This is a genomic window from Bradyrhizobium sp. 61 (genome assembly GCF_023073075.1).
Lineage (GTDB): Bacteria > Pseudomonadota > Alphaproteobacteria > Rhizobiales > Xanthobacteraceae > Bradyrhizobium > Bradyrhizobium barranii.
In genome coordinates this window covers 361,886-383,712 of sequence record NZ_JADPIU010000082.1, presented here as the reverse complement: position 1 = coordinate 383,712, position 21,827 = coordinate 361,886, and the positions used below count along the sequence as shown (strand labels likewise).

Annotated in this window: 21 protein-coding genes; 10 read left to right on the top strand and 11 right to left on the bottom strand. The window is 64.5% G+C overall.

The features are described 5' to 3' along the window. Positions 1 to 126: 126 nt before the first annotated feature. The 3 genes from rlmN to IVB46_RS32705 form a co-directional block, all read right to left on the bottom strand. Positions 127 to 1,329 carry a 23S rRNA (adenine(2503)-C(2))-methyltransferase RlmN gene (rlmN, locus tag IVB46_RS32715; RefSeq protein ID WP_247306644.1) on the bottom strand — a complete coding sequence of 401 codons (1,203 nt, stop codon included), beginning with the start codon at positions 1,327 to 1,329 and terminating at the stop codon, positions 127 to 129. Positions 1,330 to 1,546: 217 nt separating this feature from the next. Beyond that, positions 1,547 to 2,194 carry an invasion associated locus B family protein gene (locus IVB46_RS32710; RefSeq protein WP_063980355.1) on the bottom strand — a complete coding sequence of 216 codons (648 nt, stop codon included), beginning with the start codon at positions 2,192 to 2,194 and terminating at the stop codon, positions 1,547 to 1,549. Between the two features lie 105 nt (positions 2,195 to 2,299). Beyond that, on the bottom strand, positions 2,300 to 3,139 hold the full coding sequence (locus IVB46_RS32705; protein ID WP_247344287.1) for an SDR family oxidoreductase: 840 nt from the start codon (positions 3,137 to 3,139) through the stop codon (positions 2,300 to 2,302). Between the two features lie 234 nt (positions 3,140 to 3,373). Between IVB46_RS32705 and IVB46_RS32700 the strand changes: the two genes are divergently transcribed. The 3 genes from IVB46_RS32700 (at position 3,374) to IVB46_RS32690 (ending at position 6,777) form a co-directional block, all read left to right on the top strand. Next, positions 3,374 to 4,348, top strand: a complete 975-nt coding sequence (locus tag IVB46_RS32700; RefSeq protein ID WP_014490699.1) for an NADPH:quinone oxidoreductase family protein — start codon at positions 3,374 to 3,376, stop codon at positions 4,346 to 4,348. Positions 4,349 to 4,743: 395 nt separating this feature from the next. Further along, positions 4,744 to 5,604 carry a hypothetical protein gene (locus IVB46_RS32695; RefSeq protein WP_247306642.1) on the top strand — a complete coding sequence of 287 codons (861 nt, stop codon included), beginning with the start codon at positions 4,744 to 4,746 and terminating at the stop codon, positions 5,602 to 5,604. 18 nt (positions 5,605 to 5,622) lie between these two features. After that, positions 5,623 to 6,777, top strand: a complete 1,155-nt coding sequence (locus IVB46_RS32690; RefSeq protein ID WP_135213903.1) for a TAXI family TRAP transporter solute-binding subunit — start codon at positions 5,623 to 5,625, stop codon at positions 6,775 to 6,777. Between the two features lie 253 nt (positions 6,778 to 7,030). On the opposite strand, the gene IVB46_RS32685 is transcribed toward IVB46_RS32690, so the two are convergent. After that, positions 7,031 to 7,414, bottom strand: a complete 384-nt coding sequence (locus tag IVB46_RS32685; protein WP_166105110.1) for a YkvA family protein — start codon at positions 7,412 to 7,414, stop codon at positions 7,031 to 7,033. A 91-nt stretch (positions 7,415 to 7,505) separates the two neighbouring features. After that, positions 7,506 to 7,808: a 4a-hydroxytetrahydrobiopterin dehydratase gene (locus tag IVB46_RS32680; RefSeq protein WP_028152804.1), complete on the bottom strand. Its 303-nt coding sequence runs from the start codon at positions 7,806 to 7,808 to the stop codon at positions 7,506 to 7,508. Positions 7,809 to 7,959: 151 nt separating this feature from the next. Between IVB46_RS32680 and IVB46_RS32675 the strand changes: the two genes are divergently transcribed. Next, a complete protein-coding gene (locus IVB46_RS32675) occupies positions 7,960 to 9,405 on the top strand; it encodes a TAXI family TRAP transporter solute-binding subunit (RefSeq protein WP_085402976.1) in 1,446 nt (481 codons plus the stop codon). 165 nt (positions 9,406 to 9,570) lie between these two features. After that, positions 9,571 to 11,112 (top strand): alkaline phosphatase D family protein, encoded by a 1,542-nt coding sequence (locus tag IVB46_RS32670; RefSeq protein ID WP_247306641.1) that lies wholly within the window; start codon positions 9,571 to 9,573, stop codon positions 11,110 to 11,112. A 24-nt stretch (positions 11,113 to 11,136) separates the two neighbouring features. On the opposite strand, the gene IVB46_RS32665 is transcribed toward IVB46_RS32670, so the two are convergent. After that, complete coding sequence (locus tag IVB46_RS32665; protein ID WP_247344284.1) at positions 11,137 to 11,571, bottom strand: response regulator; 435 nt, start codon at positions 11,569 to 11,571, stop codon at positions 11,137 to 11,139. Positions 11,572 to 11,707: 136 nt separating this feature from the next. On the opposite strand from IVB46_RS32665, the gene IVB46_RS32660 reads away from it, so the two are divergent. The 3 genes from IVB46_RS32660 (at position 11,708) to IVB46_RS32650 (ending at position 16,062) form a co-directional block, all read left to right on the top strand. Continuing rightward, a complete protein-coding gene (locus IVB46_RS32660) occupies positions 11,708 to 12,484 on the top strand; it encodes a Crp/Fnr family transcriptional regulator (protein WP_247306638.1) in 777 nt (258 codons plus the stop codon). Between the two features lie 289 nt (positions 12,485 to 12,773). Then, positions 12,774 to 14,600, top strand: a complete 1,827-nt coding sequence (gene typA, locus IVB46_RS32655) for a translational GTPase TypA (protein WP_071908699.1) — start codon at positions 12,774 to 12,776, stop codon at positions 14,598 to 14,600. Between the two features lie 214 nt (positions 14,601 to 14,814). Further along, the gene (locus tag IVB46_RS32650; RefSeq protein ID WP_247306635.1) at positions 14,815 to 16,062 is read left to right on the top strand and encodes an NAD(P)/FAD-dependent oxidoreductase; all 1,248 of its coding nucleotides are present in this window, start codon (positions 14,815 to 14,817) and stop codon (positions 16,060 to 16,062) included. Positions 16,063 to 16,160: 98 nt separating this feature from the next. Here the strand turns inward: IVB46_RS32650 and IVB46_RS32645 are convergent, their stop codons facing one another. The 4 genes from IVB46_RS32645 to IVB46_RS32630 are packed head-to-tail and all read right to left on the bottom strand — an operon-like array spanning position 16,161 to position 19,320. After that, on the bottom strand, positions 16,161 to 16,568 hold the full coding sequence (locus IVB46_RS32645; RefSeq protein ID WP_247306616.1) for a thiol-disulfide oxidoreductase DCC family protein: 408 nt from the start codon (positions 16,566 to 16,568) through the stop codon (positions 16,161 to 16,163). Between the two features lie 60 nt (positions 16,569 to 16,628). Then, a complete protein-coding gene (locus IVB46_RS32640) occupies positions 16,629 to 17,948 on the bottom strand; it encodes an SDR family oxidoreductase (protein WP_247306613.1) in 1,320 nt (439 codons plus the stop codon). 8 nt (positions 17,949 to 17,956) lie between these two features. Next, a complete protein-coding gene (locus tag IVB46_RS32635) occupies positions 17,957 to 18,424 on the bottom strand; it encodes a DUF2269 domain-containing protein (protein ID WP_247306611.1) in 468 nt (155 codons plus the stop codon). Further along, positions 18,421 to 19,320, bottom strand: coding sequence for an alpha/beta fold hydrolase (locus IVB46_RS32630; RefSeq protein ID WP_247306608.1), 900 nt, complete (start codon positions 19,318 to 19,320; stop codon positions 18,421 to 18,423). The genes IVB46_RS32635 and IVB46_RS32630 overlap by 4 nt, the downstream gene beginning before the upstream one ends. Positions 19,321 to 19,581: 261 nt before the next feature. On the opposite strand from IVB46_RS32630, the gene IVB46_RS32625 reads away from it, so the two are divergent. Continuing rightward, positions 19,582 to 20,091: a GNAT family N-acetyltransferase gene (locus tag IVB46_RS32625; protein ID WP_014490714.1), complete on the top strand. Its 510-nt coding sequence runs from the start codon at positions 19,582 to 19,584 to the stop codon at positions 20,089 to 20,091. A 178-nt stretch (positions 20,092 to 20,269) separates the two neighbouring features. Continuing rightward, a complete protein-coding gene (gene ppa, locus IVB46_RS32620) occupies positions 20,270 to 20,806 on the top strand; it encodes an inorganic diphosphatase (RefSeq protein ID WP_014490715.1) in 537 nt (178 codons plus the stop codon). Between the two features lie 136 nt (positions 20,807 to 20,942). On the opposite strand, the gene folD is transcribed toward ppa, so the two are convergent. Further along, positions 20,943 to 21,827 (bottom strand): bifunctional methylenetetrahydrofolate dehydrogenase/methenyltetrahydrofolate cyclohydrolase FolD, encoded by an 885-nt coding sequence (gene folD, locus IVB46_RS32615; RefSeq protein ID WP_247306605.1) that lies wholly within the window; start codon positions 21,825 to 21,827, stop codon positions 20,943 to 20,945.

Genomic DNA, 21,827 nt, shown 5'->3' with positions numbered 1-21,827 from the left:
TCCCGCCTTCGGCGGGCCGGATGACAGGCTCCACGACGAAGCAATCCAGACTGTCTCCGCGGAGGGATTCTGGATTGCTTCGCTGCGCTCGCAATGACGGGGATGCGAGAACGCGGGCACGCATCCTCAATCCGTCATCGCCATGGCGCGGAGCGCCTGGCGCTCGCGGGCGCTGAGCTTTTCCGTCTCCGACTTGAGCTGGCCGCAGGCGGCGAGGATGTCGCGGCCGCGCGGGGTGCGCACCGGCGAGGAATAGCCGGCGTTGAAGATGTATTCGGAGAATTTTTCGATCTGGTCCCAGTCCGAGCATTCATAGGCGGTGCCGGGCCAGGGATTGAACGGGATCAGGTTGATCTTGGCGTGAATGCCCTTGAGCAGCTTCACCAGCAGCTTCGCATCGTCGAGCGAATCGTTGACGCCCTTGAGCATCACATATTCGAAGGTGATGCGGCGTGCGTTCGAGGCGCCGGGATAGTCGCGGCAGGCCTGCAGCAGCTCCTTGATCGGATATTTGCGGTTGAGCGGCACCAGCTCGTTGCGCAGCTCGTCGCGCACCGCATGCAGCGAGATCGCGAGCATCACGCCGATCTCGTCGCCCGCGCGCACGATGTTCGGCACGACGCCCGAGGTCGACAGCGTGATGCGGCGACGGGAGATGCCGATGCCTTCATTGTCGCCGACGATGAGCAGCGCGTCGCGCACCGCGTCGAAATTGTAGAGCGGCTCGCCCATGCCCATCATCACGATGTTGGTGACGCGGCGCGTGCCGTCTTCGCGATCGGCCCAGTCATTGAGGCGGTCGCGCGCGACCATCACCTGTCCGACGATCTCGCCGGCGGTGAGATTGCGCACCAGCCGCTGCGTGCCGGTGTGACAGAAGGAGCAGTTCAGCGTGCAGCCGACCTGGGAGGAGACGCAAAGCGTGCCGCGATCGGTCTCGGGGATGTAGACGCACTCGACTTCGTGGGCCCGCTCGACATTGTCGCCGCTCGGCAGCCGCAGCAGCCATTTGCGGGTGCCGTCGTTGGAGATCTGCTCGGCCACGACTTCGGGACGGTCGACCGTAAAATGCTGCGCGAGCTCGGCGCGAATGCCCTTCGAGATCGACGTCATATCGTCGAAGCTTTGGGCGCCGCGGAAATAGAGCCAGTGCCACAGCTGCTGGACGCGCATCTTGCGCTGCGCGGGCGCAACGCCGATCTCGCCGAGGCGGTCGGCAAGCTCGCTGCGCGACAGGCCGATCAGCGAGGGCCTGGCCGGCGGCACATAGGTTTCGAGCGGAGTCTTCTCCACCAGTATTGCGTGGTGCGGCTCGGTCGTCGGTTGCATTGGTTGCCTGATATCTCTCGTCATGCCCGGGCTTGTCCCGGGCATCCACGTTCTATTCCGCCCGTTGCTAGCGCGTGGATGGCCGGGACATCTGGTGCGAAGACGCGCTTCGCGCTTTAGCCCGGCCATGTCGGCTGCACCTTTGGGATACCCCAATATAGCAACCGGAACCGCCGATTGCGACCGTGATACCGACCGCAGCCTTAACGCGGCTGGTTTACCGCCTGCAATCCTGGGAAATCCGGTCCAGCGCCTGGGCGAGGCCCTTCAACGAGAAGGTATCGGTTGTCTCCGTTCCCTTGGCCGAGACGCCCTTGACCACGAGATCGGCGGATTTGCGCATGGCCTCGACCATCCGCTCTTCCTCGGCCGCGTTCTTGATCCAGAGGCCGTCGCCCTGCGTGTACATCGCGAAAGCGGCGCCGCCGACCTCGACCGAGGATTCCGAGCCCGGCTTCAGCGCATAGCCGATCATGACCGAGACTTCGTTGTTCACCTTTTCCGCCGGCCGGGTCGAAACGAAGGCATAGGCGGGGTCGCGCGGGCGGTTCGGCGGGTTGGTCTTCGACGACGACGGCTTGGCCAGCGCGAAGCAGACCTTCTTGCCGTTCGGTGTGGCCGAATAGGCGCCCCAGGTGCCGAACTGGCCGATCAGGGTCGGCTCTGCGCCGCCCGCAACTGCGGTGGCTGGAGCCACCGGCTTGCTCTCGGGCTTTGCTACTGTCTTTGCAGCCGGATTGGCCGCCGGTGCAGCCGCCTTTGGCGCGGCTTTGGGCGCTGGTTGCGCCGTCTGCGCCCGCGCGGAATCGGTGATTCCCACGGCCATAACGCCCGTCATCAAGGCTAAAATCAGCACCCGCCACATGCTGGAGTGGTTCCCTCAATATTGTGACTGGAAGATGGCCCGGCCGCGCTTTGTCCCCCGGCAGGGATAACCGGGAAAGTCCAATTTGGGAAGGCAGTTAGCGGCTCAGCCTTTGGATCGCGCAGCGCGCTGCTCGGCCCATTGGGCGTCGGTCCAGCGCAACAAATCCTCGGCGCCGGAACTGCGCAAATGGGCGCCACCGTCGATCACGACCATCTCGCCATTGATATAGCCGGCACGGTCCGAGACCAGGAAACTGGCGAGGTCGGCGAGCTCGCCGTGCTCGCCGGTGCGCCCCATCGGGTTGCGGGCGGTCCAGCCTTCGTCGCGGCCCTCGGGACGGAGCTGCCCCGAGGCGCCAGTGGTCGGGAACGGGCCCGGGGCGATCGCGACGGTGCGGATGCCCTTCGGGCCCCACTCGACCGCGAGACTCCTGGTCATCGCCAGCACCGCCGACTTCGCCATCGCCGAGGGAACCGTGAAGGCGCGGCCGGTGATGGTGGAGGTCGAGAGGATCGAGAGCACGACACCGCCATGCTTGCCGTCGATCCAGCGCTTGCCGGCGGCGAGCGTGCAGTACATCGCACCATGCAGCGTCGGCGCGAGGATCGCGTCCGCGGCGCGAAACGACAGATGCTCGCTCTGCGCGATGAAGGTTGCGGCAGCGTTGTTGACGAGAATGTCGAGCGGCGCCTCGCGCCAGATCGCGTCCACCATATCGTCGACGGCGCCACCGTCACGGATGTCGCAGGCGATCGTAGTGACCTTGCCGCCGGTCTGCGCGCGCATCTCACTCGCCGTCGCTTCCAGCCGATCAAGCTTGCGGCCGCAGATCACGAGCTCGGCACCGAGCGCGAGGAAGCGGTATCCCATCGCGGCGCCGAGGCCGGAGCCGCCGCCGGTGACGAGGATGCGCTTGTCCCTGAGCAGACCTGTTTCAAACATCGTTTGAATCCTCTTTTTCTTCTTGTTTCGTCATTGCGAGCGCAGCGAAGCAATCCAGACTATTTCCGCAGGACGGATTCTGGATTGCTCCGCTGCGCTCGCAATGACGCGAGGATAGGCCTGCGCATCCTCTTGCGCAAAGAAACCGGATTGTCGGACCGCACTAAATCCGGCAGAAACGGACCAACTATAATTCCACCTCGAAACGCCCAGTCTTCTCAAGAAGGTGCCGCCATGAAAGCCATCCTCTGCTCGCAATATTGCCAGCCCGATGATCTCGTGCTTGCCGACGTGCCGGATCCGGTGGCAGGTCCCGGCGAAGCGGTGATCGCGATCAAGGCGGCGGCGCTGAACTTCTTCGACATCCTGATGATTCAGGGCAAGTACCAGATCAAGCCGCCGTTCCCGTTCTCGCCCGCCGCCGAAGTCGCCGGCGTGATCGAGAGCATCGGTCCCGGCGTGACTGATCTGAAGGTCGGCGATCGCGTCGTTGCGTCTTGCGGCCACAACGGCGCGCGCGAAAAGATCGCGCTGCCGGCGGCATCGATCGTGAAGATTCCCGACAATCTCGACTATGACCGCGCGGCCGGCATCATCATCATCTACGGCACCGCGCTGCATGCGCTGGAAGACCGCGCGAGCCCGAAGCCGGGCGAGACGCTCGCGGTGCTGGGCGCGGCCGGCGGCACCGGCTTGGCCGCCTGCGAGCTCGGCAAGCTGATGGGCCTGAAGGTGATCGCCTGCGCCTCGTCGGACGAGAAGCTCGAATTCGCGAAAGCGCATGGCGCCGAGCTGACGCTCAACTACGGCAAGGAAGATTTGAAAGAGGGCCTGCGCAAGCTCACCGGCGGCAAGGGCGTCGACATCATCTTCGATCCGGTTGGTGGCGCCTATGCCGAGCAGGCACTGCGCTCGATCGCCTGGGAAGGCCGCTTCCTGGTGATCGGTTTTGCCGCCGGCGACATTCCGAAGATGCCGCTGAACCTCGCGCTGCTGAAGGGCTGCGACATCCGCGGCGTGTTCTGGGGCGCGTGGACCCGGCTCAACCCGGCCAAGAACCGCGCCAATCTCGAGAAGCTCGTGAAGTGGACCGCGGAAGGAAAGATTTCCTCGCATGTCGACCGCACCTTCCCGCTGGCACAAACCGCCGACGCACTGAAGGTTCTGGCGGGACGCCAGGCCATGGGCAAGGTGATCCTGCATCCGTGATGGTGTGAGCCGCAGCGCTTGCCTGCCACACGCACTCGCCACATATGCGACCGTCGTCGCCCGCCTTCTGCGCAATTGCGTACTGAGGCGGGCGGTCCAGATTTCAGAGACGCCAGAGATTTCAGCCGAGACGCCGCGGCCCACTGGATGCCCCGGGGTCAAAGTCAGCGGAGTCTAGGAAAACCTTCCTCAACCATCACCGCCAAAATCGTGGTGCATTCCTCCGCTCCGCCTCAATCAAACCCAAATATTTCCTAATTCGCGCAAACCGTCGTCGTTTTTTGGGCTGATTCCAACTGCGTTTTACCGGTTCCATTTGCGGGACACTTTGGACAAAAGCAAGAAGACTTAAGCCGAATTGCCCCTGCGTTGCGTTGGTAATGGGGAGCATGACCATGGAGACGACGGCACATCGCCCGTCGAAGGAGTCGAAGGCGTTCGACTCCGATCGAGCCACATCACATCCGCCGACCGCGTCCTTTATCCGTGCGCGCGCCGCGCGGGCAGATCTTTCGCAGGACGATCCAATTCCACTCTTCCTGTCCGATCCGCTCGGTGCGCCGGACCCACGCGAATATGAGCCCATTGAGGTGCGCTCCAGAATTGTCCCACGTGTTCTCGCGGCCGTTCTGACGGCATCCACCTTGGCAGTTCTGGTCACACTGTATCAGTCCGACTTTCGCGGCCTCTTCGCCGCCAATGCCGTTAGCTGGATGGGCATCGCGCCGGAGCAAGCCATGGCGTCGGCCAACACGCCGGCCATGACGCAGAGCTCGCTGAAGGATTCGGACCGCGCGACCAACACGAGGCTGGCGAGCGCCGACACGCAGGTTCCCCCTGCACCGTCAACGCCGAGCCGCGAAGCGATCGCGACCGCCTATCAGACGGCGCTGCAAGCCCAGGCACCCACACCTGCGCCCGCACCCGTCGCGGCGCCGCCGGCGCCCACTCCGCCCGCCAAGACGCTCGCCAAGACGCTCGATGCCGACACGCTGGCCGGGCTGATGACACGCGCGAAGAACCTGTTGAGGATCGGCGATATTGTTGCAGCCCGCCTGCTGCTCGAGCGCGCGGCCAATGCACAGGATGCAATGGCCGCGTTTCTGCTGGCGCAGACCTATGACCCGGCCGTGCTGGGCACCAGCGACGCGCGGAGCATCGCCGGCGACGCGACCGTCGCGCGCGACTGGTACCAGAAGGCCGCGGCACTCGGATCGGCGGAGGCGCGGCAGCGCCTCGCTCAGCTTCAGAACTAGAACTTTTTAGAGGGTATCATGCGTAACGCTTTGGGAATGGCGGTTGCCGCCATCATGACGATCTGTGCCTTCGCGGCACGCGCCGAGCAGACCGAATACGATCCGGCCAAGGTCTCGGACGGCCTGAAGGCCATCTTCCAGTTCGGCTCGACCTCGACCAAGCAGTCGCTGAACGCCAATACGGTCACGCTGATCACCGGCACGATCGGCGGCACCTACGTGCAGTTCGGCGCCGACCTCGCCTCCGTGCTCGACGACGGCAACAAGATCCGCGTGCTGCCAATCGTCGGCCGCGGCTCGGTGCAGAGCGTCGCCGACATTCTGTTCCTGCAAGGCGTCGATCTCGGCATCGTGCGGGCGGATACGCTCGACTATCTCGAGCGCAAGGGCTTTGCCAAGGACATCAAGAAGCAGTTCACTTATGTGACCAAGCTCTACAATGAAGAGATGCAGGTGATCGCACCGAAATCGGTCGCGACGCTCAAGGACCTCGAAGGCAAGACCGTCAGCGTCGACCTGCCGAACGGCGGCACCTTCGTCACCGCGCTCACCGTGTTCGAACGGCTCGGGATCAAGGCGAACTTCGTCTATGTCGAGCAGCGCATCGCGATGGAGAAGCTGAAAGCCGGCGAGATCGACGCCGTCATCGTGGTCGGCGGCAAGCCGTACAAGTCAGTGTCGACCTTCAGCAATGACGGCCGCTTCCACCTCGCGGGGGTCGACTATGCAAAGCCGCTCCAGAGCGACTATCTGCCGGCGACGCTGACCGCCAAGGACTATCCGAACCTGATCAAGGAAGGCGATAACGTGGACACCATCGCGGTGCCGGCGGTGCTCGCGGCCTACAACTGGGCGCCCAACACCGACCGTTACCGTAAGCTTGCGCTGTTCGTGGATGCGTTCTTCACGAAATTCCCGACCCTGCAGAACCCTCCTTTCCATCCCAAGTGGAAGGAAGTCTCGCTCCCGGCACCTCTGACGGGCTGGAACAGATTGCCGGTGGCGCAGCAATGGCTCGACAAGCACGGCGTCGAACCGGTGACCCGGCAGCGCTTCGAGGCGTTCCTCAAGCAGAACCCCGCGGCCCAGAAGGTGTCCGACGCAGACAGGGAAACGCTGTTCAAGCAATTCCAGGCGTGGGACGCGGGGAACGCGCGGGCGGAGAAGAAGTAACGAGCGGCATTGCGGCCGATGGTGTCGCAAGCGGCACCCACACACTCGCTGTCATCGCCCGGCTTGACCGGGCGATCCAGTACTCCGTGACGTCAGTGATTGAATCGAGAGGCCGCGGCGTACTGGATTCCCCGCCTGCCGCCTACGCTAAAGCTTCGGCGGCCCTGGACCGCAACCCCGGCGAAGCCTTGGCGTAGCCGGGTCGCGGGGAATGACAGCGGTGGGCGTGGCTACGGCGTGTCGCCAACAACGCCTACTGCGCCGCCTCCGCACCATCCACCCCGCGCTTCAGCACGGCGCGGGCGGCTTCGCGGTGCTCCGTCGTGATGTGGCTGGCGACCATGCGGATGGCGGTGGCGAGCACGGCGGCGTCATCGGTGAAGCCGAGGATCGGCATCACGTCGGGGACGAAATCGAACGGCAGGATGAAATAGGCGATCGCTCCGAGCAGCGACGCCTGGACATGGCGCGGCGTCTGCCGGTCGAACGCACAGTAATAGGCCGCGAGCAGGTCTTCCGCGAACGGCAATTGCACGGCGACACGCTTCAGCTTGCGCCAGAAACGGCGGCGCACGCTCTCATGATCCTCCGCGAGCCGATCGGCCGGCTCGAAGCCGACGCTGTGTTCGGCAGCCATGTTCGACAAACTCCCCGTTCAGCCAGGGGCGGCAGATGGCCGCATCTCCTGCTGATCACAACATGGGGATGCAGCCGATCCTCGCAAGGTGTCAGGTAGCTGTCAGCTTGGCGATCGTGTTCATCGTCCTGGCGAGCTCGATGTCGAGCTTGGTGACGCCGCCGGCGTCATGGGTCGACAGCACCACCTCCACCGTCTTGTAGACGTTGCGCCATTCGGGGTGGTGATCCATTTTCTCGGCAACCAGCGCCGCGCGGGTCATGAACCCGAACGCCTCGTTGAAATCCTTGAAGACAAAGGTCTTCCCGATGGCGTCGCGGCCCTGAACCTCGGTCCAGCCCGGTATGGCGCCCAGTGCCTGCTTGCGTGCTTCCGGCGTCAGCCGCTCTGCCATGATCGCCTCCATTTTCAGGGGAACTTTACCCTAACACCGTGCATATGGCCCTGGTTCAGACCGGATTTCGTCCATCCGCTAACCATGACGGAGATGTAACCCCGCGGGACAAGAAATTTGCTATGATTACAGGTGTAAATCGCCGGCCAAGATGAAACTGAGCCTCAAGCGCCTGTTTGGGAGATCGATGACCGGGGGATTGGACCTGGCCGAAGCGCCCACCCCGCCTTCGCCGCGATCAGCGGCGCGGAAGACGGCGCTCGTGTCTCTGGCGCTGGTGCTTGCGATCATCGGCGCGCTCGTCGGCGGATACTACTTCGCGATGCGGCCGGTGACGTTGAAGATCGCGGTCGGTCCGGCCAATAGCGACGACCTCAAGGTGGTGCAGGCGCTGACGCAGGCTTTTGCGCAGCACAAGAGCTTTGTGCGGCTACGCCCGATCCAGACCGACGGCGCCACCGCCAGCGCCGATGCGCTCGCGGAAAACAAGGTCGATCTCGCCATCGTGCGCGGCGACGTCGACGTGCCGAAGAACGCGCAAGCCGTTGCGACCCTGCGCAAGAACGTCGTGGTGCTGTGGTCCGTGCCCGGCAAGGGCAAGAAGAAGGGCGCGAAGATCACCAAGATCGCGCAGCTCGCCGGCCATCGCGTCGGGGTGATCGGCCGAACCCAAGCCAACGTCAATTTGCTCAAGGTGATCCTCCAGCAATACGGCGTCGATCCCGCCAAGGTCGAGGTCATACAGTTCCCCGCCAATGAAGCCGCCGAGGCGATCAAGGCCCAGAAGGCCGATGCCTATCTCGCAGCCGGCCCCGTCAACAGCAAGATCACGTCGGATGCGATCGCGGCTTCCGCCAAGGACAGCGGCACGCCGACGTTCCTCGCGATCGATTCCGCGGACGCGATCGCGCAAAACCATCCCGTCTACGAAGCATCGGAGATTCCCGCCGGTACCTATGGCGGCTCGCCCGATCGCCCCGATGACGAGGTCAAGACCATCAGCTTCTCGCACCACATCGTGGCGCGCAAAGGTGTGTCCGATACCACCATCGCGGCGTTCACGCGCCAGCTCTTCGCCGTGCGCCAGCAGCTGGTGGCGGAATTCCCGATGGCGGCGAAGATCGAGACGCCCGACACCGACAAGGATGCGGTGATCCCCGTGCATCCGGGCGCCGCCGCCTTCGTCGACGGCGAGGAAAAGACCTTCCTCGACAAATACAGCGATTACATCTGGTGGACCCTGATGGCGCTCTCGGCGATGGGCTCGATCGGCGCCTGGTTCGCGGGCTACCTCAAGAAGGACGAGCGCGACAACAACAGCCATTTGCGGGACCGCCTGTTCGACCTGATCGCGGCGGCGCGCAAGAGCGAGACGACCGACGAGCTCGACCAGATGCAAACCGAGGCTGACGAAATCCTGCGCGACACGCTGCGCTGCTTCGATCACGGCGCGATCGAAGAGGGCGGGCTCACCGCCATCAACATCGTGCTCGACCAATTCCACGCCGCCGTCGCCGACCGCAAGGCCGTGCTGTTTGCCATGCCGCAAAGCCTGCAGCGCGCAGGCGCGCAATTCAGGGCCGCCGGCAACGCGTAAACGCCTGCCGCGTTATTGCTGCGTCATACTGTCTCAGTATAGCTTTCGCTGTCATTCCGGAGCGCGCGCAGCGCGAGTCCGGAATCTCGAGATTCCGGGTCCGGTCGTTCGGACCGTCCCGGAATGACGACGCGAGATGCGCACGAGACAAAAAGCGAAGCCGCCATGAACATCAAATTCTCCCGCCGCCGCTTCCTCACCACCAGCGCCGGCGCACTCGGCGTGATCGCGATGCCCCATCTCTCGCGCGCGGCCGACCGGCCGGCGGTTACGCATGGCGTGCAGTCCGGCGACGTCACGGTCGACGGTGGCGTGGTCTGGGCGCGCACTGACCGGCCATCGCAGATGCTGGTCGAGGTGGCCACGACCGAGTCCTTCAAGGACGCCCGCGCGCTGCCGCCGATCGCGGCGCTGCCGGAGAGCGACTTCACCGCGAAGATGCTGATCGAGAACCTGCCGGGCGGACAGGACATCTTCTATCGCGTCCGCTTTCGCGATCTCTCGCATACCGCGATCGAGGGCGAACCAGTGGTCGGCCGCTTCCGCACCGCGCCGGCCGACCGTCGCGACGTCAGCTTCGTCTGGGGCGGCGATGTCGCAGGGCAGGGCTGGGGCATCAATCCCGATGATGGCGGCATGTTCACTTTCTCCGCGATGCGCAAGCATCGCCCGGATTTCTTCCTGCATTCCGGCGACACGATCTATGCCGACGGTCCGATCGAATCCGAGGTGAAGCTCACCGACGGCAAGACCTGGAAGAACGTCACCATCCCCGAGAAGGCCAAGGTCGCGGAGACGCTGGACGAGTACCGCGCCGCGCACAAATACAATCTCACCGACGACAACGTCCGCGCCTTCAATGCCGAAGTGCCGATCTTCGTGCAGTGGGACGACCATGAAGTGACCAACAACTGGTCGCTGTCGAAGGAGTTGCCGGCGTCCTACAAGGTGCGCGACATCTCTCTGCTGGCAGCCCGCGCCGGCCGCGCCTTTCACGAGATGTATCCGATGCGGGAGAGCATCGTTGAGCCGGGCCGCGTCTATCGCCAGATCTCCTACGGCCCGCATCTCGACGTGTTCATGCTCGACGAGCGCAGCTATCGCGGCCCGAACGGCGCCAATCTCGAAACCGCTTACGGGCCCGCCAGCTACTTCCTCGGCCCGGACCAGATCGCCTGGCTCAAGCGCGGCCTCCTCAACTCGCGCGCAACCTGGAAAGTGATCGCCTCCGACATGCCGCTCAGCCTCGTCGTCTCGGACACGCCGAAGGGCGGATCGGAAGCCATTGCGCAGGGCGACGGCCCGGTGCGCGGCCGCGAGTTCGAGATCGCCGACATCCTGCGCTTCATCAAGATGGCGCCGATCAACAACACGGTGTGGCTGACTGCGGACGTGCACTACGCCGCCGCGCATTATTACGATCCGAACAAGGCGCAATTCCAGGAGTTCGAGCCGTTCTGGGAATTCGTCTCGGGCCCGCTGCATGCGGGCACCTTTGGTCCAAATGCGCTCGACAACACCTTTGGGCCCGAGGTGCGTTTCGTCAAAGCGCCGGGCAAGGACAACCAGAACCTGCCGCCGTCCGCAGGCATGCAGTTCTTCGGTCACGTCAAGATCGACGGCGCATCCGGCCAGATGACGGTGACCTTGCGCGACCGCGCCGACGTCGCGCTGTGGTCGACCACGCTCGATCCGAAATCTGCCTGAAGCCGGGAGAACGCCGACGGGCGATCAGGCGCCGCCCGAGCGCAGCGCGGCCTCCAGCGCTTCGCTCGAACACGGCTTTTGCAGCCGCGGCCGCGTCTTGAATTCGGGAGCGATGCGATCCTCGGCGCCGTAGCCCGTCACGAAGACGAAGGGAATCTGCGCAGCCGCCAGCCGGTCGGCGACGGCAAAGCTTTTCTCGCGGCCGAGCTCGACGTCGAGCAGCGCGAAATCCGGCGCGCGCGCCGCGATCGCCGCCAGCGCCTGCGCCACCGACCCCACGGTGCGCACGCTCCTCACGCCAAATCCGAGCAGGCGATCCTCGAAATCGATCGCAATGATCGGATCGTCCTCAACGATCAGAACATCGGCGGGCATGCCGGCAGAGCCGTCCGGGGGAGCAGGTATCATGATGGTGGATATCGAGGGCTGCATGTTCTTACCGATCAAGGACAGCCTCATCTCGACGCCTGCGCCCAGCGCATCGGAGGGTTCCCGGAACGAAACTCACCACAGAACAGTTTTCACGTCTGTCCACTTGTGCACACAGCCCATGATCGGACCTCGCTAGTGTTGAAAGGAGAGCAGGGGATTTACGATGGACGCGCGTATCAGCAAGACAACCGAAGTCGACAGCCGGCCGGCCAACAATCTGCTGCGACGCTTGAGTCCGGCTGACTACGCGCTGCTGGCACCGCACGTCACCCTGGACACCGCCGGGGCCAACGAGCTGCTCTACAGTCCCGGCGACGATGTCCAGGTCGTGCACTTCCCCTGCGGGCCGTCGCTTGCGACATTTCTCGTTCCCAATGAAGACGGCCGCGACGTCGAGACCATCCTGGTCGGCCGCGAAGGCGCAGTGGGCGGCATCGTCAGCGAGGGATTTTTGCCGGCCTATACCCGCATCTGCGTGAAATTCGGCGGACCATTCGCGCGCATTCACGTCGCCAAGCTGGACGCTGCCAAGATGCGCTCGGCCTCGCTGCGCAACATTTTCGCCCGCTATGCCGACTGCATGCTGGCGCAGATGTTCCAGTCCACCGCCTGCAACGCCATCCACTCCATCGAACAGCGTACGGCCAAGTGGATCATCGCGGCGATGGAGCGGACCGGCGACGAGAGCAGCGTGCCGCTGACGCATGAGCAGCTCGCGACGCTGCTCGGGGTCGGCCGCAGCTATGCGAGCCGCGTGCTCCAGTCGTTCAAGGCCGAGGGCGTGCTCGATACAAGACGCGGCGCGATCCTGGTCCGCAATCTCGACGGCTTGCGCCTGCGCGCCTGCCTGTGCAACGAAGCGGTGAAGATGCACTTCGAGGAGGTGCTGCGCGGGGTCTATCCGACCGAGGAGACCAGCCCCGGCTCGGTGCAGGGCTGATCGAGGCCCCGTCCCCGAGCAAAGGCCGGTTTGGTGCTGGATTTACCCTAACCCCCGGAGATTCCCGGACAAAATTCAGTCAACCAACCAGCAAAGAACACATTGTTTTTTGGCGGTTTTTGCATATATTGCGCCGCAACGCGTAGGGTGCCTGGTCGAGATGGCCGGGCGGCCCTTTTTGGGCGGAAAGCGCCCGTTTCCAGTCTTCCAGCGTTGTTTCGTGAAGAGGTCCCGGTCCGACCGGCGAGATCGCGCTTAACCCATTGTCCGACCGCAAAGAAGCTCACTCATGAACCTTCGTAACGTCGCCATCATCGCCCACGTCGACCACGGCAAGACGACCCTGGTCGACAAACTCCTCCAGCAATCCGGTACGTTCCGCGAGAACCAGAAGGTGACGGATCGCGCCATGGACTCCAACGATCTGGAGCGTGAGCGCGGCATCACCATCCTGGCCAAGGCGGCCTCGGTGCAGTGGAAGGACACCCGCGTCAACATCGTCGATACCCCCGGCCACGCCGATTTCGGTGGTGAGGTCGAGCGCATCCTGAACATGGTGGACGGCGCCCTGGTGCTGGTCGACGCCGCCGAAGGCCCGCTGCCGCAGACCAAATTCGTGGTCTCCAAGGCCCTCAAGGTCGGCCTGAAGCCGATCGTCGTCATCAACAAGGTCGACCGCCCCGACGCGCGCCCGACCGAAGTCATCAACGAGGTGTTCGACCTGTTCGCGGCGCTCGACGCCAGCGAGGAGCAGCTCGACTTCCCGATCCTGTACGGGTCGGCCAAGCAGGGCTGGATGGCCGAAAGCCCCGAGGGTCCGCAGGACAAGGGCATGGAGCCGCTGTTCGACCTGATCCTGCGCCACGTCGCACCGCCGACGGTCGAGGAAGGTCCGTTCAAGATGATCGGCACCATCCTGGAGGCCAACCCCTATCTCGGCCGCATCATCACCGGCCGCATCTCGTCCGGCGTTCTCAAGCCGAACCAGCAGGTCAAGGTGCTGCATGCCGACGGCAAGCTGGTCGAGTCCGGGCGCATCACCAAGATCCTGGCATTCCGCGGTCTCGAGCGCACGCCGCTCGATGAAGCTGAAGCCGGCGACATCGTCGCCATTGCCGGCCTGACCAAGGGCACCGTCGCCGACACCTTCTGCGATCCGACCGTCGAGGTGCCGCTGCCGGCGCAGCCGATCGACCCGCCGACCGTGTCGATGTCGTTCATCGTCAACAACTCCCCGCTCGCCGGCACTGAAGGCGACAAGGTGACGAGCCGCATGATCCGCGACCGTCTGCTGCGCGAAGCCGAGGGTAACGTCGCGTTGCGCGTCGTCGAGGCCACCGACAAGGATGCGATGGAAGTGTCCGGCCGCGGCGAATTGCAGCTCGCGATCCTGATCGAGACCATGCGCCGCGAAGGCTTCGAGCTCTCGGTGTCGCGCCCGCGCGTCGTGTACCAGAAGGACGAAGCGACCGGCGCCACCATGGAGCCGATCGAGGAAGTCGTGATCGACGTCGACGAGGAGCATTCCGGCGTCGTCGTGCAGAAGATGAGCGAGCGCAAGTCCGAGCTGGTCGAGATGAAGCCGTCCGGCGGCAACCGCCTGCGCCTGGTGTTCTACGCGCCGACCCGCGGCCTGATCGGCTATCAGGGCGAACTGCTCACCGACACCCGCGGCACCGCGATCATGAACCGCCTGTTCCACGGCTACGCCCCGTACAAGGGCGAGATCCAGGGCCGCCGCAACGGCGTGCTGATCTCCAACGACCAGGGCGAAGCGGTGGCCTACGCCATGTTCAAGCTGGAAGACCGCGGCCCGATGATGATCGAGCCGGGCTGGAAGGTCTACAAGGGCATGATCGTCGGCGAGCACACCCGCGACAACGATCTCGAGATCAACGTGCTCAAGGGCAAGCAGCTCACCAACATCCGCACGACGTCCAAGGACGAAGCCGTGCGCCTGACCCCGCCGATCCGCATGACGCTGGAAAAGGCGCTCGCCTATATCGAGGACGACGAGCTCGTCGAGGTCACGCCGAAGTCGATCCGCCTGCGCAAGAAGCACCTCGACCCGAACGAGCGCAAGCGCGCGGAAAAGTCCAAGGAAGCGGTGGCGTAAGCCGCTCCACACCGTAGTGCCGTAGGGTGGGCCAAGCGTAGCGGGCCCACCACTTGAAATCCCGGTCGGCAATGGTGGGCACGGCGCAAGAGCGCCTTTGCCCACCCTACGAAAGTGGATCACTCGCCCAGTGCGCAATCGCGCACAAGGCGGGTGATGACACCTCACTTTGTGGTGGCTTCAGCGCTCTTCGCGAACGTGCTAGAGCCCGCTCATGACCTCCCTGCCCTCCTCCGTCAACGTCGCGATCATCGGCGCCGGCGCGGCCGGCCTCGGCGCGGCGCATGCGCTGCATGGCTCCGGCCTCTCCGCGATCGTGCTGGAGGCGCGTGACCGGATTGGCGGACGCGCCTGGACCGTGCAGGCCTCGCCTGAGGTGACCTTCGACGTCGGTTGCGGCTGGCTGCACTCGGCCGACAAGAATTCCTTCGTCGGAATCGCAAAGCAGCTCGGCTTCGAGGTCAACAAGGACCTGCCGCCCTGGCGCGAGCGCGCCTTCGGCAACGCGTTTCCGCAGGCCGAGCGCGACGATTTCATGCGCGCGATGGACGCATTCTACGAGCGGCTGTGGCAGGCCGCGCAAAAGGGCAAGGACGAGCCCGCGAGCCAGAGCCTCGATCCGGACAATCGCTGGAATCCCATGATCGACGCCGTCTCGACCTACATCAACGGCTGCGAACTGAAGGACATGTCGACACTGGACTGGGACGCCTATGAGGACAGCGACCTCAACTGGCGCGTCCGCCGTGGCTATGGCGCGCTGGTCGCGGCCTATGGCGCCCCCTGCCCGGTCGCCCTGGGCTGCAATGTCACGCTGATCGATCATTCCGGCCAGCGCCTCCGCATCGAGACGTCGCAGGGAACGCTGACCACCGACAAGGCGATCGTCACCGTTCCAACCAATCTCATCGCCGATGAGGCGATCCGCTTCTCACCGCCGCTGCCCGCCAAGGTCGATGCGGCAGCCGGCCTGCCGCTCGGCGTCGACGACAAGGTGACGCTGGCGCTCGACGATGCGGAAGCCTTTCCGAAAGAGGGCAATTTGCGCGGCGCCACCATGCGCACCGAGATGGGCACCTACCACATCCGCCCGTTCGGCCAGCCCTGCATCGAGGGCTTTTTCGGCGGCAGCTTCGCCCGCGAGCTGGAAGACGCCGGCGACGGCGCCATCGCCGCGCACAGCATCGACGAGATCGCAGGCCTTCTCGGCAACGACATCAGGCGAAAGCTGAAGCCGCTGTACGAGTCGCGCTGGGCCCGCGACCCCTTCGCGAGAGGATCCTATTCACACGCACTGCCAGGGCACGCTGGAGACCGCGCGGTGCTGGCAGCGCCGGTGGATGGGCGGCTGTTCTTCGCGGGCGAAGCGACCTCGCCAAGCTTTTTCACGACGGCGCACGGGGCCAGGGACAGCGGGGAGCGCGCGGCGAAGGAAGTGCTGGCGGCTTCAGGCAAGCTGTAGCGGTAAACTCCGTCATTGCGAGCGCAGCGAAGCAATCCAGAATCTTTCCGCGGCGACAGTCTGGATTGCTTCGTCGCTTCGCTCCTCGCAATGACGGGCTACTCGATCACCCGCGCCCTCAAATCCGCATCGGGAACGAAGCAGGCATCGTACTTGCCGAAGATGCGGTAGCGGTTGCGCGCGATGAGGCTGTACACGGGGTCTCGCAGCAGTTTTGGCACGGCGAACAACATCCGCACCCAACGCCATCCCGGCAGATGCGACAGCACGGTCAGCGCGGCGTCGGACTTCATAAAGACCTTTCCGTCATGGACCACCGCATTGGTGTCGGGATCGTCAGGATCGATGCCAAACGTACGTGCAAGCCGCGCCCCATAATCCGACTGGATCGGCGTGAAGCGAAACCGCCTCGCCGTGTCGCGCTTGGCGACGAAGCGGACCCAGCGCGAGCAGAAGATGCAGACGCCGTCGAACAGGATCACGTCGTCGTCGGGCCATTTGCTCATCAGTCTCTCTATCTTACGCGTTTTCTTCACGCGAAACGGGATCCACTTCGCTCGAAAACGCTATCGATTATCCAGCATCAGCAGCGCGACCAGCATCAGCACGATGGCCGGCCCTGTCTTCACCAGCGCGCCGAGCGGCTCGATCCAGAGGTCGGGCGTGAGGATCGCCGCGCCAACCATATAGCCGAGCGAGGCAACGATGCCTGCGACCAAACCGATCGCCGCAGTACGGCGGAAGGCGATCAGCACGCCGATGCTCATGTCCATCAGGCTGGTGCCGATGGTGATGGGATCGACCAGTGCGGGCGAAAAATTGTGCGCGGTCAGGATGCCGGCGGCGGCGCGGTAGGAGACGAACAGCGCGATGAAGCCGGAGACGAGCCAGAACGCGACCAGGCTGGCGAAGATCAGCGCCTTGATCAGGAACAGCCGCGCGAACCATTTGTCCTGGATGGTGGCGGGATGGCGCCCGATCGTATCAGCCAACGTCTTCGGCGCGAAGCCCGTGGCGGCGATCCAGCTGGAGGGATCGCCGGTCACGCCGCGGCGCAGCTCGGCGATGGCCGTGGAGCGCATCGGCGGCATCCAGCCGAGATAATTGGCGAGATCGCCGATCTTCGCGCCGAGATCGAGCGTGAAGGACGGCATCGCGAGGCGCGGCCGGCCGGCCGTGCCGAAGGCGTGGCGGAACTGTTTGATGACGCCGGCCATGGTGACCGGCTCGGCCTGCATCAGGTCCCACGTCACGGCTTTGACTGAGGCGTCGTCGATATCGCGCGCGGCGAGCCAGGCGATGGTGGCCGAAATGTCCTCGACTGCGACGGACTGGAATGGCGTCGACATCTCCTTCTGCGGCAGGTCGAGCGGGAAGGCGGCGAGGGCGCGCAGCATGGCGCTGCCGCCATAGGCTGACGGTGCGACGACGAAGCCGGGCCGCAGGATCGCGTGGGGAATGCCGGAGGCTGCAACCAGGCGTTCGGCCTCGCGCTTGGTCGTCGCGAACGCGGTGCGATCCGCCCCCACGGTCCCGGGGATCGAGATGTGCACCAGCCGGATCGCGCGGCCGCTGTCGGCGATCGCCTCAAGCAGGCGCGCGACGAAATCGCGATGCACTGCGCCGGTGTCGCTGCCGGGACCGTCCTGGAGCACGCCGAGACAGTTCACGACGACGTCGACGGCATGCTCGCGGAAGAGGCGCATCAGCGCGGCTGCGTCGAGCGACAGGATCGGCTGCTCGATGTCCAGTGCGCTCATCTTCTGCGCGGGCGACAGGCTGCGTGCGACGCCGACCACGCGAAATCCCCGCACGCGCAGATCGTCGGTGACGAAGCGCCCGATCAGGCCGGAGGCGCCGAGCACCAAAACGGTTTGCTGGGTCATCGCATCTCTCAAAACGGTTTCGCGATCATCAGCCACAGGATCAACATCGTCGCGCCGAAGCCGGGGAAACCGAACGCGAACCAGCGGCGGTAGAGCACGAAGTAGCGTTCAGGCAGAGAGCCGCGCTGCTCGGCCGCCTTGCGCGCGAGATCTCGCATCTCGATCTGCATGAAGACGACGGGGACCCAGAACAGGCCCGCAAGGACGTAGAGCCCAAGCGAGGCCAGCAGCCAGCGTTCCGTGATCGGCATGGCCGAAAGCATCATCAGCAGGCCGCCCGTCACCGGCTGGAGGATCACGGCCGACAGCGTGAAGATCGCGTCCGCAATCACCACCACCGAAGCGGTGCGCGCGATGAATTCCGCGTCGTTCGTGCGATGCGCCATCAGCATGAAGAAGGCGATGCCGGTGCCGGTGCCGAGAATGACGATGGCGCCCAGCACATGGAGGTATTTGACCAGGAGATACAGCGTCATGGCTTCTTGGCCGCCGCCGGTTTGGACTGGTTCAGCGCAAGCCCGAGCTCGCGGCTGGCAGCTTTGACGCCGGCTTCGCTCTCGATCATCCAATGCCCCTCACTGCCGACGGCCGGCAATGAGCGGAAGTCCACCCTGCCGCCTCCTCCGCGAAACGCATCGGCCAATTGGCGCGAGAACGCCGGCGCGAAATAGCTGTCATTGGTCGCCACGAGCCATGTGACGGGAATGCGCGCCGCCTTGCCGAACTCGGCCGCCGCGGCGAGAAGCGTCTGCGGCGCGCAGATCCGGTTCGGTTCGTCATTGGCGTGGCCACCGCGCCCCGGCGCAAGCGCGATGATCGCGGAGATCGCGTTCGGATCGGCATTCGCGAGCGCCAACGCCCCCCAACCGCCGGCGGAATGGCCGAGCACGACCGCCGAGTCTTGGCGAACGAAATCCTGCTTTCGCAAAAAATCCAGCGCGAGCGAAATTTCGGCGGCCGTCGCGCGACCGGAACGCGCGTAATCCGCCTCGTCGCAGCCGCCCTGGTCCTCGACATAGCGGCCGCCGGTCGCACCATGGCCGAGCCGCTCCGGCACCAGCACGGCGAAGCCGTGCGCGACGAGAAACGCGACCAGCGCGCGGTATTCAGGCTGCGGCATTTGCGCCCGGCGCAGCACATTCTGCGTCGAGGCATGTGCGATCACCGCAAGCCGGAACGGACCGGCGCCGACGGGGCGAAACAGCAGCGCATGCGCGGCAATGTCGGTATCCGGCGATGGCACGCGCCATTGTTGCCGGCGAAACGGCTCGCCCTCCTCACCCGATGACCCAAACGTGACCTGTGCGCACAGAGGCGACGCCAGCAGCAAGGGCAGCAGAGGCAGGACGGCGAAGATGTTGAAGAGGCGCATGAATCGCCGCAGGCGAACACGGACAGCGACGGATCTGCAGGAACGAATCATTTTCGGTGGGCTTTTTGCGTTGCCATCGCGGTTCATTGGTTGCCGCAGGGCAGTTTTGCACCGGCAATGGCAGGCCGGTGCCGTTCGAAATGGCGTCTTGTCTTCTTTCGGTACAACATGGTTAAAATACTGATGCACAAAATCCACACGTTAACCGATAATTAACGATAGGTCTTGCCGCCGGCGCGGCGACTTGGTTTGATCGTGTCCATGAGCACAACCCTGATCGAGGTCCGGCCGGCCAAAGCTGCAGATGCAACTGCGGTGGCGTCCACCCATGACGAAGCCTGGCGCTCCGCCTATCAGGGCATCATTCCCGGCGGCGAACTGGAAAAGCTGATCAACCGCCGCGGTCCGCAGTGGTGGGACAGTGCGATTCGCAAAGGCAGCCGCGTCAGCGTGCTCGTGTTCGGCGACAAGATCGCCGGCTATGCCAATTACGGCCGCAACCGCGCCCGCAGCCTGCACTTCGACGGCGAGATCTACGAGCTCTATCTGCGTCCGGAATTCCAGGGTCTCGGCTTCGGCCGCCGCCTGTTCACCGCAGCCCGCCGCGACCTGATGCAGAGCGGCCTGAAGAGCATGGTGGTGTGGGCGCTCTCGGACAACGATCCGGCGACCGAGTTCTACCGCGCCTTGGGCGGCCGCATGGTGGCGCGCTCCTCCGAGCGTTTCGGGCCGAAGTCGCTCGACAAGGTTGCCTTCGCTTGGACCAATTGAGCTGCTGAAAGTCTAGCCGGCAGCACTTCCCATCCGTCGATACCGTTGCCTTTTGAGCCGGTAGTCGCTGGATTCATTATTTCACAAAAACACGATGGATTGGCGCGCCAAGCCCGCGTATGACAGCGCCAAAATCGCTGCCGGGCGCGATTTAACCTCGGCAACAACGGAGCCTTGAATGCGTATCGATGCGGTCTCGATCGGAAAAAACGTACCCCACGACGTCAACGTCATCATCGAAGTCCCCGTGGGCGGCGAACCGATCAAATACGAGATGGACAAGGAAGCCGGCACGCTCGTTGTCGACCGCTTCCTCTACACGCCGATGCGTTACCCCGGTAACTACGGCTTCATTCCGCACACGCTGTCCGACGATGGCGATCCCTGCGACGTGCTGATCATCAACACCCGCGCCATCATCCCCGGCGCCGTCATGAGCGTGCGCCCGGTCGGCGTGCTGTTCATGGAAGACGAAGCCGGCGGCGACGAGAAGATTCTCGCTGTGCCGTCGTCGAAGCTGACGCAGCGCTACGACAAGGTGAAGTCGTACTCCGACCTGCCCGACATCACGCTGCAGCAGATCCAGCACTTCTTCGAGCACTACAAGGATCTCGAGAAGGGCAAGTGGGTGAAGATTCTGCGCTGGGGCGGCCCGGAAGACGCGCAGAAGCTGATCCTCGAAGGCATCGAGCGCGAGAAGAAAAAGAAGGCGTGAGATTGCGTGTCCCGGACGTGGTGCATCACGAAGTGATGCGCTGCAGAGCCGGAACCCGTGGCGCCACTTGCAGTGGGCCCCGGCTCCGCAGCGCATCGTTGCACGCTGCGCCGCGTCCGGGGCGCAAGACCTGGAGTTAAACCGCCGGCTTCGGCAGCCCTGCGATCGCGCAAGCCGCGCGCAGCGTATTCACCAGCAGGCAGGCGACCGTCATCTGGCCAACGCCACCCGGCACCGGCGTGATCGCGCCGGCAACGGCGAGTGCTTCCTGATAGGCGACATCGCCGACGAGACGCGTCTTGCCGTCGTCCTTGGGGATGCGGTTGATGCCGATGTCGATCACGGTCGCGCCCGGCTTCAGCCAGTCGCCGCGCACCATCTCGGGCTTGCCGACCGCGGCATAGACGAGATCGGCGCGCTTCACGAGCCCGGGCAGATCGCGCGAGCGCGAATGCGCGATGGTCACCGTGGCGTTCTCGTTCAGCAGCAATTGCACCAGCGGACGGCCGACCAGATTGGAGCGGCCGATGACGATGGCATTCATGCCTTCGAGCGAGGCGTGGACGCTCTTGGTCAGGATGATCGAGCCGAGCGGCGTGCAAGGCGACAGCGCTTCAAAGCCGCCGGCGAGCCGGCCGGCATTGTTCGGATGCAGGCCGTCGACATCCTTGGCGGGATCGATGGCGTTGATGACGGCCTCGGTGTTCAGGCCCTTCGGCAGCGGCAGCTGCACCAGAATGCCGTGCACGGCCGGATCGCGGTTGAGCTTGGCGACGACGGCCAGCAGATCGGCCTGCGACACGTCGGCCGGCAGCTTGTACTCGAACGAGGCCATTCCGGCCGCCTGGGTCTGGGTGTGCTTGGAGCGGACATAGACCTCGCTGGCGGGGTCGTTGCCGACCAGAACCACCGCGAGGCCCGGCACCAGATTGTGCTCGCGCTTGACGCGGGCAACCTCGTCAGCGACGCGCGCGCGGAGTTCCGCAGCGATGACTTTTCCATCGATGATCTTGGCCGTCAT